We start from the raw sequence: 14,858 nt of genomic DNA, 5'->3' as shown, positions 1-14,858 counted from the left end.
TCCTTGAAATACCACCCTTTAATGGCTGGTGTTCTAACGTGGGCCCGTAATCCGGGTTGCGGACAGTGTCTGGTGGGTAGTTTGACTGGGGCGGTCTCCTCCTAAAGAGTAACGGAGGAGCACGAAGGTCAGCTAATCCTGGTCGGACATCAGGAGGTTAGTGCAATGGCATAAGCTGGCTTGACTGCGAGCGTGACGGCGCGAGCAGGTGCGAAAGCAGGTCATAGTGATCCGGTGGTTCTGAATGGAAGGGCCATCGCTCAACGGATAAAAGGTACTCCGGGGATAACAGGCTGATACCGCCCAAGAGTTCATATCGACGGCGGTGTTTGGCACCTCGATGTCGGCTCATCACATCCTGGGGCTGAAGTAGGTCCCAAGGGTATGGCTGTTCGCCATTTAAAGTGGTACGCGAGCTGGGTTTAGAACGTCGTGAGACAGTTCGGTCCCTATCTGCCGTGGGCGCTGGAGAATTGAGGGGGGCTGCTCCTAGTACGAGAGGACCGGAGTGGACGCATCACTGGTGTTCGGGTTGTCATGCCAATGGCATTGCCCGGTAGCTAAATGCGGAAGAGATAAGTGCTGAAAGCATCTAAGCACGAAACTTGCCCCGAGATGAGTTCTCCCTGACTCCTTGAGAGTCCTGAAGGAACGTTGAAGACGACGACGTTGATAGGCCGGGTGTGTAAGCGCAGCGATGCGTTGAGCTAACCGGTACTAATGAACCGTGAGGCTTAACCTTACAACGCCGAAGATGTTTTGGCGATTTGAGAAGATTTTCAATACAGCTTGATACAGATTAAACAGAATTTGCCTGGCGGCACTAGCGCGGTGGTCCCACCTGACCCCATGCCGAACTCAGAAGTGAAACGCCGTAGCGCCGATGGTAGTGTGGGGTCTCCCCATGTGAGAGTAGGGAACTGCCAGGCATCAAACAAGTGAAGAGCCCATCCTGACGGATGGGCTTTTTGCGTTTTTGTCGTCTGAAACTGCCGGACATCGGTCTACCCTTATCCGGCCTTTTCATTACTCATGTACCAAATTCAATAACGGATACGGTTTTCCAAGATCGTCCGTTTCAGAACGGCCTGTCACCTTAAAGCCCATTTTCTTATAAAATCCGACCGCTTGTTCATTCTGCTCGTTAACGTTAGTCGTCAGTCTGGGCGCTAACGACAAGGCGTGTTTAATCAAAAGCTTACCCACGCCACAGCCGCGAACGGCAGGATCAACAAATAACGCATCCATATGTTCCCCCGTTAGAAGCATAAAGGCGACCGGCTCATCTTCCTCCGTTACTGCTACCCACAGCGGCGCTTCGGGTAGGAATGAGCTCACCAGCTCTTCCAGCTCCGCTCTATATGCTTTTGATAAAAAACCGTGCGTTGCATCGACCGATCGACACCAGATCGCAATCAGTTTTTTCCCTTCATCATGCCGTGAACGGCGGATACTAATAACCATACGTGCTCCTTTTATTTGTTCTTATATTCTAACGTAAATATCTCCGTGAAATTTTCTCACCCTGCATTTGCAGGCTCGACATTCACATTATTCCTGGGTATCTTCAGCTGTCTGGATGTCTAAACGTTTATACGTATGTTATGAGGTAATAAAGCTATGCCAATTCGGGTGCAGGACGAGCTACCGGCCGTCAATTTCTTGCGTAATGAAAACGTCTTTGTGATGACGACAACTCGCGCGACGACTCAGGAAATCCGCCCGCTGAAGGTGCTCATCCTTAATCTGATGCCGAAGAAAATCGAGACTGAGAATCAGTTTTTGCGACTGCTTTCCAACTCTCCTCTGCAGCTTGATATCCAGCTGCTGCGCATCGATGCCCGCGAATCGCGTAATACCCCAGCGGAACACCTGAACAACTTCTACTGCAACTTTGAAGATATTTGCGATCAGAATTTTGATGGCCTGATTGTTACCGGCGCGCCCTTAGGTTTGGTTGAGTTTAATGACGTTGCCTACTGGCCGCAGATCAAACAGGTGCTGGAATGGGCTAAAGATCATGTTACCTCAACGCTATTTGTCTGTTGGGCTGTACAGGCGGCCCTCAATATCCTCTATGGTATCCCTAAACAGACGCGCTCTGAGAAGATTTCCGGCGTCTACGAACACCATATCCTGCAACCACATGCCTTATTAACCCGCGGCTTTGACGATAGCTTTCTCGCGCCGCACTCGCGCTATGCCGATTTCCCGGCGGCGCTGATACGCGACTACACCGACCTGGAGATTCTGGCGGAAACGGAAGAGGGCGATGCCTACCTGTTCGCCAGCAAAGACAAGCGTATCGCCTTCGTGACCGGTCATCCAGAATATGATGCAAACACCCTGGCCAGCGAGTTCTTCCGCGATGTGGAAGCGGGCCTCGATCCCCAGGTTCCACACAATTATTTCCCGCAAAACGATCCGCAGAACAAACCGCGCGCCACCTGGCGAAGCCATGGCAATCTACTGTTTATCAACTGGCTGAATTATTACGTCTACCAGATCACGCCATACGATCTACGCCATATGAATCCGACTCTGGATTAATCTTCTACACAACGCGATCCTAAAGCGTTTCAGCATTTTGCCTCTGGCACCTTCGGGTGCCTTTTTTATTTCCGAAATGCGGCTCATATTGTGATTAAACTTTATTTATATTGTTATCAATAGGTTAAATAATAATTAAATTAAAAATGGAAATTGTTTTTGATTTTGAAAAATAAATGCGTAGTCTTAATTGTGCTGAACGAAAACTACACAACGATCTTACGTTCGCGCCAACTGGATCAACCAAGAGGAGCAGCACATGACGCAGCAGGCGACAATTACTGACGAACTGGCTTTTAGCCAGCCATATGGCGACCAGGAGAGGCAAATCTTAACGCCTGAGGCAGTCGAATTTTTGACTGAACTGGTGAGCCGCTTTACGCCTGAGCGCAATAAACTCCTGGCGGCGCGTCTCCAGCAGCAGCAGGAAATTGATGACGGTAAGCTACCTGATTTTATTTCGGAAACAGCTTCCATTCGTAATGGTGATTGGAAAATTCGCGGCATCCCTGTGGATTTGCTGGATCGCCGGGTGGAAATCACCGGTCCGGTAGAGCGTAAGATGGTGATCAATGCGCTGAATGCGAACGTAAAAGTCTTTATGGCGGATTTCGAAGACTCACTGGCGCCTGAATGGAGCAAAGTCATTGAGGGGCAAATTAACCTGCGCGATGCGGTTAACGGCACCATCAGCTATACCAATGAAGCTGGCAAAATCTATCAGCTTAAACCGAACCCGGCGCTGCTGATCTGTCGCGTGCGCGGCCTGCATCTGCCGGAAAAACACGTGACATGGCGCAGGGAAGCCATTCCCGGCAGCCTGTTCGACTTTGCTCTTTATTTCTTCCATAACTACAAAGCGTTACTGGAAAAAGGCAGCGGGCCCTATTTCTATCTGCCGAAAACCCAGGCCTGGCAGGAAGCCGCGTGGTGGAGTGAAGTCTTTAGCTTTACGGAAGACCGTTTTGAGCTGCCGCGCGGCACTATCAAAGCCACGCTGCTGATTGAAACGCTGCCCGCCGTATTCCAGATGGACGAAATCCTGCATGCCCTGCGCGACCATATTGTGGGTCTGAACTGCGGGCGCTGGGACTATATCTTCAGCTATATCAAAACGCTGAAGAATCACCCGGACCGCGTTCTGCCGGATCGTCAGGTGGTGACGATGGACAAGCCATTCCTCAGTGCCTACTCACGATTGTTAATTAAGACCTGCCATAAGCGCGGCGCATTTGCGATGGGCGGCATGGCGGCCTTTATTCCGAGCAAAGATGCTGAGCGGAACAATCAGGTGCTGAACAAGGTAAAAGCGGACAAATCGCTGGAGGCGAATAACGGTCATGATGGCACATGGATTGCGCATCCCGGTTTGGCTGACACCGCGATGGCCGTCTTTAATGGCGTGCTCGGTGAGAACAAAAATCAGCTATTTGTCACCCGTGAAGACGATGCGCCAATTACCGCTGAACAGCTGCTGGCCCCCTGCGAGGGCGAACGAACCGAAGAGGGCATGCGCGCCAACATTCGCGTGGCGGTGCAGTACATCGAGGCGTGGATTTCCGGCAACGGCTGCGTACCGATTTATGGCCTCATGGAGGATGCGGCAACGGCCGAGATCTCACGTACCTCAATCTGGCAGTGGATCCATCACGAAAAAACGCTCAGCAGCGGTCAACCGGTAACTAAAGCGCTGTTCCGCCAGTGGCTGGCCGAAGAGATGCGGGTGATTCAGGACGAACTGGGCGAGCACCGCTACAGCAGCGGGCGCTTTGACGAGGCCGCGCGCCTGATGGAACAGATCACCACTTCCGATGAGCTCATTGACTTCCTGACTTTGCCGGGTTACCGCCTGCTGGCCTGACGGCCCAGGCTACTTTGTTTGCCATTTTGGCCCCGGGCAGTACTCAAAATCCTCACGTACTATAAGTACGCTCCGGTTTTTGCGCGCTGGCCGTGACCAAACTGTCATCACCAATAATGCCTGGGAAGCCAGGAAAATAATATGGAGCATCTGCACATGAAAACCCGTACCCAACAAATCGAAGAATTAAACAAAGAGTGGACCAACCCGCGCTGGGAAGGCATTACTCGCCCATACAGCGCCGAAGACGTGGTGAAGCTACGCGGCTCCGTTAACCCGGAATGTACGCTGGCGCAGCTGGGCGCGGCAAAGATGTGGCGACTGCTGCACGGCGAAGCGAAAAAAGGCTACGTCAACAGCCTGGGCGCGCTGACCGGGGGCCAGGCGTTACAGCAGGCGAAAGCGGGCATTGAAGCGATTTACCTTTCTGGCTGGCAGGTCGCGGCGGACGCCAACCTGGCCTCCAGCATGTATCCGGATCAATCGCTCTATCCGGCTAACTCAGTACCGGCCGTGGTCGATCGGATCAATAACACCTTCCGCCGCGCGGATCAGATCCAGTGGTCTGCGGGTATTGAACCGAACGATCCGCGTTATACCGATTATTTTCTGCCGATCGTCGCCGATGCGGAAGCGGGATTTGGCGGCGTGCTTAATGCGTTTGAGCTGATGAAATCGATGATTGAGGCCGGTGCAGCGGCCGTACACTTCGAAGATCAGCTGGCATCGGTGAAGAAATGCGGCCATATGGGCGGCAAAGTGCTGGTTCCCACGCAAGAAGCGATTCAGAAACTGGTTGCCGCGCGTCTGGCGGCAGACGTAATGGGCGTACCAACGCTGGTGATTGCCCGCACTGACGCCGATGCGGCGGATTTAATTACCTCAGACTGCGATCCTTACGATCGTCAGTTCATTACCGGCGACCGTACCAGCGAAGGTTTCTTCCGCACCCATGCCGGTATCGAACAGGCGATCAGCCGCGGGCTGGCCTACGCGCCCTATGCCGACCTGGTGTGGTGTGAAACCTCCACCCCGGACCTTGAGCTGGCGAAGCGCTTTGCCGATGCGATCCATGCGAAATATCCGGGCAAACTGCTGGCCTATAACTGCTCGCCGTCGTTTAACTGGCAGAAAAAGCTGGATGATAAAACCATTGCCAGCTTCCAGCAGCAACTGGCGGATATGGGCTACAAATATCAGTTCATCACCCTGGCCGGTATTCACAGCATGTGGTTCAACATGTTCGATCTGGCTCACGCTTACGCCCAGGGCGAGGGGATGAAGCACTACGTTGAGAAGGTTCAGCAGCCGGAATTCGCGGCGGCGAAAGATGGCTATACCTTTGTCTCCCATCAGCAGGAGGTCGGGACTGGCTACTTCGATAAGGTCACCACCATTATCCAGGGCGGAACCTCATCAGTAACGGCGTTAACCGGCTCTACAGAAGAAGATCAGTTCTGATCATTTCCCCTCTCCCTCTCTCCGGGGGAGAGGGAGAGAGGGGAAGGTATGACACGTGGCCTGGAATTATTGATTGCGCAAACTATTTTGCAGGGTTTCGACGCCCAGTACGGTCGTTTTCTTGAAGTCACTTCCGGCGCCCAGCAGCGCTTTGAACAGGCCGACTGGCATGCCGTCCAGCAGGCGATGAAGCAGCGCATCCATCTCTACGATCACCATGTCGGCCTGGTCGTCGAGCAGCTGCGCTGCATTACCGATGGCAAAAATACCGATAGCGACTTTTTGCTGCGGGTAAAAGAACACTATACCCGCCTGCTGCCGGATTACCCTCGCTTTGAAATTGCGGAGAGCTTTTTCAATTCCGTCTATTGTCGGTTGTTTGACCACCGCTCGCTGACTCCCGAGCGGCTTTTTATTTTCAGCTCGCAGCCCGAGCGGCGCCTGCGCTCTATACCGCGGCCGCTGGCGAAAGATTTCTTTCCCGAGCGCGGCTGGGACACGTTATTACGCAAAGTGTTATCCGATCTTCCTCTCCGCCTGCCGTGGCAAAACAGAGCGCGCGATATCGGGTATATCACCGTTTGCCTGCAGGAAGCGCTTGGCGGCGAGCTGCTCTCCCGGTCGTATCTACAGGTGGCGAATGAACTTTTTTACCGCAATAAGGCAGCCTGGCTGGTAGGCAAATTGGTTACGCCGATGGCCACGCTGCCTTTTCTTCTGCCAATCCATCGTACCGATGAAGGCGAACTGTTTGTCGATGCTTGCCTGACGACGCATGCCGAAGCCAGTATCGTTTTTGGCTTCGCCCGCTCCTATTTTATGGTTTACGCGCCGCTGCCCGGCGCGCTGGTCGAGTGGCTGCGCGAGATTCTGCCGGGTAAAACCACCGCCGAACTGTACATGGCGATTGGCTGCCAGAAGCATGCGAAAACGGAAAGCTATCGGGAATACCTGCACTATCTTTCCCGCAGCAATGAACAATTTGTTGAAGCGCCGGGGATCCGCGGGATGGTCATGCTGGTGTTTACCTTGCCGGGCTTTGACCGGGTATTTAAGGTCATCAAGGACCGCTTCGCGCCGCAGAAAGAGATGACTGCCGCTCACGTGCGCGCCTGTTACCAGCTGGTCAAAGAGCATGACCGCGTGGGACGGATGGCCGACACCCAGGAGTTTGAGAACTTCGTGCTGGAGAAACGGCAAATTGCGCCCGAGCTGATGGCCCTGTTACAAACCGAAGCAGGTGGGAAAATTACCGACCTCGGCGATCGGATTGCGATCAGCCATCTGTATATCGAGCGGCGGATGGTGCCGCTGAATATCTGGCTGGAGCAGGTTGACGGGCAGGCGCTGCGTGATGCAGTCGAGGAGTACGGGAACGCCATTCGTCAGCTGGCTGCCGCCAACATTTTCCCGGGCGATATGCTATTTAAGAATTTTGGCGTTACGCGTCACGGCCGGGTGGTGTTCTACGATTACGATGAAATTTGCTATATGACGGAGGTGAATTTCCGCGAGATCCCGCCAGCGCGCTATCCGGAAGATGAGCTTGCCAGCGAGCCCTGGTACAGCGTCTCGCCGGGCGATGTTTTTCCGGAGGAGTTTCGCCACTGGCTGTGCGCCGACCCGCGTATCGGGCCGCTATTTGAAGAGATGCACGCCGACCTGCTGCGCGCCGACTACTGGCGGGAGCTGCAAAACCGTATTCGCAACGGCCACGTGGAAGACGTCTACGCCTATCGTCGCCGTCAGCGCTTTTGCGTGCGCTATGGCAACCTGCAACAGGCAGGGTAATCAGGCGGCCAGGTTCAGGCGGCCTCTATAACCGCAAATTCTTCGTACACCAGCTCCATATCCGACGCCCAGGTGCCTTCGCGTTCAAAGAATGCCTGATGCGCCGATTGCCAGTAAGCGAGGCTCAAATCACCTTCGCCCTCCAGCGCGGCGAGCTCAGGGCTCATTTCATTAAACCGGATCAGCCTGAGCATCAGGGTGCGTATCACGCAGACGGCTTTGCCCTGGCCGTCCAGCACAATGTGATATGCCCCCGGCGTCACGGGCGGCTGCTCCTGCTGATAGCTGGCAAGCGAACCGCAGGTGCCGCGCTTCTTCCCCGCGATGACCAGGGCCGCCAGCTCGTCGGCCAGCTCCGCTGAATCGCCGAAAGACCAGCAAAAAGCAGAAGGGTATTTATCCTGCCAGTAGGATTTCAGATCGCTCATTTAGCGCACTCCGCCATACGCCAGTGTCACTTCTTTCGCCGCTTTGATCACCATGGCGCCGAACTCGGTCACGCGGTCATCGGTAATGCGGGAAATGGGCCCGGAAATAGAGATAGCGGCGAACGGCTCACGATGTTCATCATAAATGCATGACGCTACGCAGCGCAGTCCTAGCGCGTGTTCTTCGTCATCAAACGAATAGCCGCGCTTACGCGTCTGGGCCAGGTCCTCTTTCAGATGCACCGGCGATACCAGCGTAGCGTGGGTGTAAGCGTGCAGACCTTGACGGTGCAGCAGGCCGGTGACCTGATCTTCACTCAACTGCGACAAAAACGCCTTACCGGCGCCGGAAGCGTGCATCGGCAGCTTACCGCCAATCGGCGCCGACATACGCATCAGTTGGGTACACTGCACCTGATCGATAATGATCGCCTGATGATCGCTCGGGTCCAGCACCGCGAGGTTAACCGTTTCGCCGGAGTCTTCCATCAGTTGACGCAAAATCGGATGGACGATCGCCAACAGGTTACGACTTTGCAGGAAGCTGCTGCCGACGACGAAAGCATGGGCGCCCACCGACCAGTGACCCAGTTCACCGACCTGACGAACAAAACCCAACTGCTGCATCGTGGTTAACAGGCGGTGGGTGGTGGAATTAGGCAAGCCGGCCTGCTGGGCCAGTTCGGTCAGCGCCACGCTGCCGTGAGATTCAGCAATCCATTCGAGCAGCTTCAGGCCGCGGGTCAGGGACTGAACTTGCCCGCCAGCCGGAGCGGCGGCGGAGGCGGCAGGTTTTCTGCCGCGTTTTGCGGGAGCGGGGGTCGCCATCGCGGACTCCTTTTTTCTGTATCGTGGAAATGATTTTCGTTTTATTTGGCGATAATGCAATCACTACCCGACTGATCGGATGAGTGAAGCTGAACATGTCTCATCTTGCCCGCTGTTCTCTTTTCCACCCCTTCGGTTTGTGCCAGTATGGTCCGTTGAGTTTTTTCGGTCTGGTTGAGCGTTGTCGGGAGCGAGTGTGAGCAGCAAAGTTGAGCAACTGCATCAGCAGTTAAAAGAACGTATTCTGGTTCTGGATGGGGGCATGGGCACCATGATCCAGAGCTATCGTCTGAGTGAGCAGGACTTCCGCGGCGAGCGTTTTGCCGACTGGCCGTGCGACCTGAAGGGCAACAACGACCTGCTGGTTCTCAGCAAGCCGGAAGTGATCACCGCCATCCACGATGCCTATTTTGCGGCCGGGGCGGATATCATTGAAACCAACACCTTTAACTCGACGACCATCGCGATGGCGGATTACCAGATGGAATCCCTGTCGGCGGAAATCAACTTTACGGCGGCGAAACTGGCCCGCGCCAGCGCTGATGCCTGGACCGCGCGCACGCCGGAAAAACCACGCTACGTGGCAGGCGTTCTCGGCCCGACTAACCGCACTGCGTCCATTTCTCCTGACGTCAATGACCCGGCCTTTCGCAACATCACCTTTGACGGGCTGGTGGAAGCCTATCGTGAATCCACCAAAGCGCTGGTGGAAGGCGGGGCGGATCTGATTCTGATTGAGACGGTGTTCGATACCCTCAACGCCAAAGCGGCGATCTTTGCGGTCAAAGAGGAGTTTGAAGCGCTGGGGGTCGATCTGCCGATTATGATCTCCGGCACCATCACCGACGCCTCCGGTCGCACGCTGTCCGGCCAGACCACCGAAGCCTTTTATAACTCGCTGCGCCACGCCGATGCGCTCACTTTCGGCCTCAACTGCGCTCTGGGGCCGGACGAACTGCGCCAGTACGTGCAGGAGCTGTCGCGTATCGCCGAATGCTACGTCACCGCCCACCCGAACGCCGGTCTGCCGAACGCCTTTGGTGAATACGATCTGGACGCCGACACGATGGCGACGCAAATTCGCGAATGGGCGGAGGCCGGCTTCCTGAATATTGTCGGCGGCTGCTGCGGCACCACGCCGGAACATATTGCCGCCATGAGCCGCGCGGTGGCCGGCCTGCCGCCGCGCCAGCTGCCGGAGATCCCCGTCGCCTGCCGTCTTTCCGGCCTTGAGCCGCTGAATATCGGCGATGACAGCCTGTTTGTGAACGTCGGCGAACGCACCAACGTCACCGGCTCGGCGAAATTCAAACGCCTGATTAAAGAAGAAAAATATAACGAAGCGCTGGATGTGGCGCGCCAGCAGGTGGAAAGCGGCGCACAGATTATCGATATCAATATGGATGAGGGGATGCTCGACGCCGAAGCGGCGATGACGCGTTTCCTCAACCTGATCGCCGGTGAGCCGGATATCGCCCGCGTGCCGATTATGATCGACTCCTCCAAATGGGAGGTTATCGAAAAGGGCCTGAAGTGTATTCAGGGCAAAGGCATCGTTAACTCCATCTCGATGAAAGAGGGCGTTGAGCCGTTTATCCAGCATGCGAAAAAGGTGCGCCGCTACGGGGCTGCCGTCGTGGTGATGGCCTTTGATGAAGTGGGCCAGGCCGATACCCGTGAACGTAAAATTGAAATTTGCCGCCGGGCGTACACCATTCTTACCGAAGAGGTGGGCTTCCCGCCGGAAGACATCATCTTCGACCCGAATATTTTCGCCGTGGCGACCGGAATTGAAGAGCACAACAACTATGCCCAGGACTTTATCGGCGCCTGTGAAGATATCAAACGCGAACTGCCGCACGCGCTGATCTCCGGCGGCGTCTCTAACGTGTCGTTCTCCTTCCGCGGTAACGACCCGGTGCGCGAGGCGATTCACGCGGTATTCCTCTACTACGCCATCCGTAACGGCATGGATATGGGTATCGTCAACGCTGGACAGCTGGCAATTTACGACGACCTTCCCGCCGAGCTGCGCGACGCGGTTGAAGATGTGATTCTGAACCGCCGCGATGACGGCACCGAACGCCTGCTGGATCTGGCGGAGAAATATCGCGGCAGCAAAACTGACGATACCGCCAACGCCCAGCAGGCGGAATGGCGCAGCTGGGACGTCAAAAAACGCCTCGAGTACTCGCTGGTTAAAGGCATTACCGAATTTATTGAGCTCGATACCGAAGAAGCCCGACAGCAGGCCGTGCGCCCGATCGAGGTTATCGAAGGGCCGCTGATGGACGGTATGAACGTGGTCGGCGATCTGTTCGGTGAAGGGAAAATGTTCCTGCCTCAGGTGGTGAAATCCGCCCGCGTAATGAAGCAGGCGGTGGCCTACCTCGAACCCTATATTGAGGCCAGCAAAGAGAAAGGTTCCAGCAACGGCAAGATGGTCATCGCCACCGTGAAGGGTGACGTTCACGATATCGGCAAGAATATTGTCGGCGTCGTGCTGCAGTGTAATAACTATGAAATCGTCGATCTGGGCGTGATGGTGCCTGCGGATAAAATCCTGAAAACCGCCCGCGAGGTTAACGCCGACCTGATTGGCCTCTCCGGGCTGATTACGCCGTCGCTGGATGAGATGGTCAACGTGGCGAAGGAGATGGAGCGTCAGGGCTTTACTATTCCGCTGCTGATCGGTGGCGCAACCACCTCGAAAGCGCATACGGCAGTGAAAATCGAGCAGAACTACAGCGGCCCGACGGTCTACGTGCAGAACGCCTCGCGCACCGTCGGCGTGGTCGCCGCCCTGCTGTCCGATAGCCAGCGCGATGATTTTGTCGCCCGTACCCGCAAAGAGTACGAAACGGTGCGTATTCAGCACGGACGTAAAAAGCCGCGCACTCCCCCCGTCACGCTGGAAGCCGCGCGCGATAACGACCTGGCCTTTGACTGGGCAAGCTACACCCCGCCGGTAGCTCATCGTCTGGGCGTGCATGAGGTGGAAGCCAGTATTGAAACCCTGCGTAATTATATCGACTGGACGCCGTTCTTTATGACCTGGTCGCTGGCCGGTAAGTATCCGCGCATTCTGGAAGATGAAGTCGTGGGCGAAGAGGCACAGCGCCTGTTTAAAGACGCCAACGAACTGCTGGATAAGCTCAGTGCCGGGAAGGCCCTCAATCCACGCGGCGTCGTGGGGCTGTTCCCGGCTAACCGCGTCGGCGACGATATTGAAATCTATCGCGATGAAACCCGGACTCATGTGCTGACGGTGGGGCATCATCTGCGCCAGCAGACCGAGAAAGTCGGCTTTGCCAACTACTGCCTGGCGGATTTTGTCGCGCCGAAGCTGTCGGGGAAGGCGGACTATATCGGCGCCTTTGCGGTGACCGGCGGCCTTGAAGAAGACGCGCTGGCCGACGCCTGGGAGGCACAGCACGATGACTATAACAAGATTATGGTGAAGGCGATTGCCGACCGTCTGGCGGAAGCCTTCGCCGAGTATCTGCATGAGCGGGTGCGTAAGGTCTACTGGGGCTATGCGGCGAACGAAAACCTCAGCAACGAGGAGCTGATCCGCGAGAATTACCAGGGAATACGCCCGGCGCCGGGCTATCCCGCCTGTCCGGAGCACACCGAAAAGGCGACCATCTGGGAGCTGCTGGAGGTGGAAAAACGTACCGGCATGAAGCTGACGGAATCCTTTGCCATGTGGCCCGGCGCGTCGGTTTCCGGCTGGTACTTCAGCCATCCGGACAGTAAGTACTTCGCGGTAGCGCAAATTCAGCGCGATCAGGTGGAGGACTATGCGTTACGTAAGGGGATGAGCGTGGCGGAAGTGGAGCGCTGGCTGGCGCCGAACCTCGGTTACGATGCCGATTGATCCACCAGCCGTTATCTTTCCTTACAACTAACAGGGCGCTCAACGAGCGCCCTGTCTCTTTATTGTGCATAAACCCTTATACTGAAGGGAGCTTGCGATCGTTGCCGTCGGATAAGCGAAGCGCTATCCGGCCTGTAACGGTTTATGAGTTTCTGGAACAAATAAATATAAGGAGAAGCTGATTCCGTGTTAACTCTGCTACACCTGTTGTCCGCCGTCGCTCTACTGGTGTGGGGCACCCATATTGTTCGTACCGGCGTGATGCGCGTCTACGGCGCTCGCCTGAGAAGTGTACTCAGCAGCAGCGTGGAGAAAAAACCGCTCGCCTTCTGCGCGGGGATCGGGGTTACCGCGCTGGTCCAGAGCAGCAACGCCACCACCATGCTGGTCACCTCTTTTGTCGCCCAGGATCTGGTGGCGTTAGCCCCTGCGCTGGTGATGGTGCTGGGCGCTGACGTTGGTACCGCGCTGATGGCGAGGGTGCTGACCTTCGACCTGTCCTGGCTTTCGCCGCTGCTGATTTTTATCGGCGTCATTTTCTTCCTTGGGCGCAAGCAAACGCGTGCGGGCCAGCTCGGGCGCGTGGGTATTGGCCTGGGCTTGATTCTGCTGGCGCTGGAGCTGATCGTTCAGGCGGTGCATCCCATCACCCAGGCTAACGGCGTGCAGGTGATTTTCGCCTCGTTGACCGGCGATATTATGCTGGATGCGCTGATCGGCGCGGTATTTGCCATCATCAGCTATTCAAGCCTGGCAGCGGTGCTGCTGACCGCTACGTTAACCGCCACCGGCGTGATTTCGTTCCCGGTGGCGCTGTGCCTGGTGATTGGCGCCAACCTCGGATCCGGGCTGCTGGCGATGCTAAACAACAGCGGCGCTAATGCCGCCGCGCGCCGCGTTGCGCTCGGCAGCCTGTTGTTTAAGCTGGTGGGTAGTCTGATTATCCTGCCGTTTGTCCATCTGTTGGCAAACGTTATGGATGAGCTTCCGCTGCAAAAATCCGAACTGGTTATCTATTTCCACGTCTTCTACAACCTGATCCGCTGTATCGCCATGGTGCCGTTCGCCGGGCCGATGGCTAACCTCTGCAAGCGACTGATTCGCGATGAGCCGGAGCTGGATGCACGACTGAAGCCAAAGCATCTTGATACTTCAGCGCTGGACACCCCGGCTCTGGCGCTGGCTAACGCCGCCCGCGAAACCCTGCGTATCGGCGATGCCATGGAGCAGATGCTGGAAAGCCTGCATAAAGTGATGCACGGTGAACCGCGTGAAGAGAAAGAGCTGCGGCGGCTGGCGGACGATATCAACGTACTTTACACCGCGATTAAGCTCTATCTGGCGCGGATGCCAAAAGAGGAGCTGGCCGATGAGGAATCCCGCCGCTGGGCGGAAATTATCGAAATGGCGCTCAACCTCGAGCAGGCTTCAGATATCGTTGAACGAATGGGCAGCGAAATCGCCGATAAATCGCTGGCCGCGCGGCGCGCGTTCTCCATGGAGGGGTTGAAAGAGCTGGATGCGCTCTACGATCAGCTGCTCAGCAATCTACAGCTAGCGATGTCGGTTTTCTTTTCCGGCGACGTACCGAGCGCCCGCCGTTTGCGCCGTAGCAAACACCGTTTTCGCATTATGAACCGTCGTTACTCGCATGCTCACGTTGATCGCCTGCATCAGCAAAACGTGCAGAGTATCGAAACCAGTACGCTGCACCTGGCGCTGCTGGGCGATATGAAGCGTCTGAACTCGCTGTTCTGCTCGGTAGCCTATAGCGTGATGGAGCAGCCGGATGAGGACGATGAGCGCGATGATTATTAAGCGCTGATGTACCGCCTGACATCCCCGGCTCGCGCTGCGCTTAGCCGGGCTACAGGTATACCGCGGTCTGCGGGCTGGTAGCCCGGACAGATGCGCAGCATCGCCTCCGGGAAATTGTGCCACTCAGCGCTTTGCTCCCGGGGGCGGCGCAAAGCGCCTTGCCCGGGCTACGGGGGTCAGCGTCGTCTGTGGGAGGATAGCCCGGACAGGCGCGCAGCGCCGCCTCCGGGACAAGGGCGGC

Annotated in this window: 9 protein-coding genes and 2 rRNA genes; 8 read left to right on the top strand and 3 right to left on the bottom strand. The window is 56.1% G+C overall.

The features are described 5' to 3' along the window. A 23S ribosomal RNA gene (locus ABLV75_RS20960) occupies nt 1-742 on the top strand; the annotation flags it as partial. Between the two features lie 71 nt (nt 743-813). Beyond that, a 5S ribosomal RNA gene (rrf, locus tag ABLV75_RS20955) occupies nt 814-929 on the top strand. 97 nt (nt 930-1,026) lie between these two features. On the opposite strand, the gene ABLV75_RS20950 is transcribed toward rrf, so the two are convergent. Then, nucleotides 1,027-1,464 carry an acetyltransferase gene (locus ABLV75_RS20950; RefSeq protein ID WP_004117147.1) on the bottom strand — a complete coding sequence of 146 codons (438 nt, stop codon included), beginning with the start codon at nt 1,462-1,464 and terminating at the stop codon, nt 1,027-1,029. A 156-nt stretch (nt 1,465-1,620) separates the two neighbouring features. Between ABLV75_RS20950 and metA the strand changes: the two genes are divergently transcribed. The 4 genes from metA to aceK all read left to right on the top strand — a co-directional run bounded on the left by metA (nt 1,621) and on the right by aceK (nt 7,663). Continuing rightward, nucleotides 1,621-2,550: a homoserine O-succinyltransferase gene (gene metA / locus ABLV75_RS20945; RefSeq protein WP_004109666.1), complete on the top strand. Its 930-nt coding sequence runs from the start codon at nt 1,621-1,623 to the stop codon at nt 2,548-2,550. Nucleotides 2,551-2,809: 259 nt separating this feature from the next. Then, on the top strand, nt 2,810-4,411 hold the full coding sequence (gene aceB, locus ABLV75_RS20940) for a malate synthase A (RefSeq protein WP_004109664.1): 1,602 nt from the start codon (nt 2,810-2,812) through the stop codon (nt 4,409-4,411). A gap of 156 nt (nt 4,412-4,567) precedes the next feature. Continuing rightward, nucleotides 4,568-5,872 carry an isocitrate lyase gene (gene aceA, locus ABLV75_RS20935; protein WP_024274896.1) on the top strand — a complete coding sequence of 435 codons (1,305 nt, stop codon included), beginning with the start codon at nt 4,568-4,570 and terminating at the stop codon, nt 5,870-5,872. Nucleotides 5,873-5,920: 48 nt separating this feature from the next. Next, nucleotides 5,921-7,663: a bifunctional isocitrate dehydrogenase kinase/phosphatase gene (aceK, locus tag ABLV75_RS20930; RefSeq protein ID WP_004109658.1), complete on the top strand. Its 1,743-nt coding sequence runs from the start codon at nt 5,921-5,923 to the stop codon at nt 7,661-7,663. A gap of 14 nt (nt 7,664-7,677) precedes the next feature. Here the strand turns inward: aceK and ABLV75_RS20925 are convergent, their stop codons facing one another. Together ABLV75_RS20925 and iclR are read right to left on the bottom strand one after the other, a co-directional pair. Next, nucleotides 7,678-8,082, bottom strand: coding sequence for an ASCH domain-containing protein (locus tag ABLV75_RS20925; RefSeq protein WP_085955761.1), 405 nt, complete (start codon nt 8,080-8,082; stop codon nt 7,678-7,680). Nucleotides 8,083-8,091: 9 nt separating this feature from the next. Next, nucleotides 8,092-8,919 (bottom strand): glyoxylate bypass operon transcriptional repressor IclR, encoded by an 828-nt coding sequence (iclR, locus tag ABLV75_RS20920; protein ID WP_004117167.1) that lies wholly within the window; start codon nt 8,917-8,919, stop codon nt 8,092-8,094. Nucleotides 8,920-9,115: 196 nt separating this feature from the next. Here iclR and metH point away from each other — a divergent pair, with 196 nt between their 5' ends. Both metH and ABLV75_RS20910 read left to right on the top strand, forming a co-directional pair. Next, nucleotides 9,116-12,799 (top strand): methionine synthase, encoded by a 3,684-nt coding sequence (gene metH, locus ABLV75_RS20915; protein WP_004109648.1) that lies wholly within the window; start codon nt 9,116-9,118, stop codon nt 12,797-12,799. A gap of 186 nt (nt 12,800-12,985) precedes the next feature. Then, nucleotides 12,986-14,617, top strand: coding sequence for a Na/Pi cotransporter family protein (locus ABLV75_RS20910; RefSeq protein WP_004109645.1), 1,632 nt, complete (start codon nt 12,986-12,988; stop codon nt 14,615-14,617). The last annotated feature ends 241 nt before the right edge of the window (nt 14,618-14,858 follow it).

Source organism: Klebsiella sp. CN_Kp066, from assembly GCF_040065135.1.
GTDB lineage: Bacteria > Pseudomonadota > Gammaproteobacteria > Enterobacterales > Enterobacteriaceae > Klebsiella > Klebsiella oxytoca.
This window is presented reverse-complemented; position numbering and strand designations above follow the sequence as displayed.

Excerpts from the sequence above, each read along its gene's own strand:
- aceK (WP_004109658.1), top strand. The coding sequence starts at position 5,921 with ATGACACGTGGCCTGGAATTATTGATTGCGCAAACTATTTTGCAGGGT.
- metA (WP_004109666.1), top strand. The coding sequence starts at position 1,621 with ATGCCAATTCGGGTGCAGGACGAGCTACCGGCCGTCAATTTCTTGCGT.
- aceA (WP_024274896.1), top strand. The coding sequence starts at position 4,568 with ATGAAAACCCGTACCCAACAAATCGAAGAATTAAACAAAGAGTGGACC.
- iclR (WP_004117167.1), bottom strand. The coding sequence starts at position 8,919 with ATGGCGACCCCCGCTCCCGCAAAACGCGGCAGAAAACCTGCCGCCTCC.
- ABLV75_RS20950 (WP_004117147.1), bottom strand. The coding sequence starts at position 1,464 with ATGGTTATTAGTATCCGCCGTTCACGGCATGATGAAGGGAAAAAACTG.
- aceB (WP_004109664.1), top strand. The coding sequence starts at position 2,810 with ATGACGCAGCAGGCGACAATTACTGACGAACTGGCTTTTAGCCAGCCA.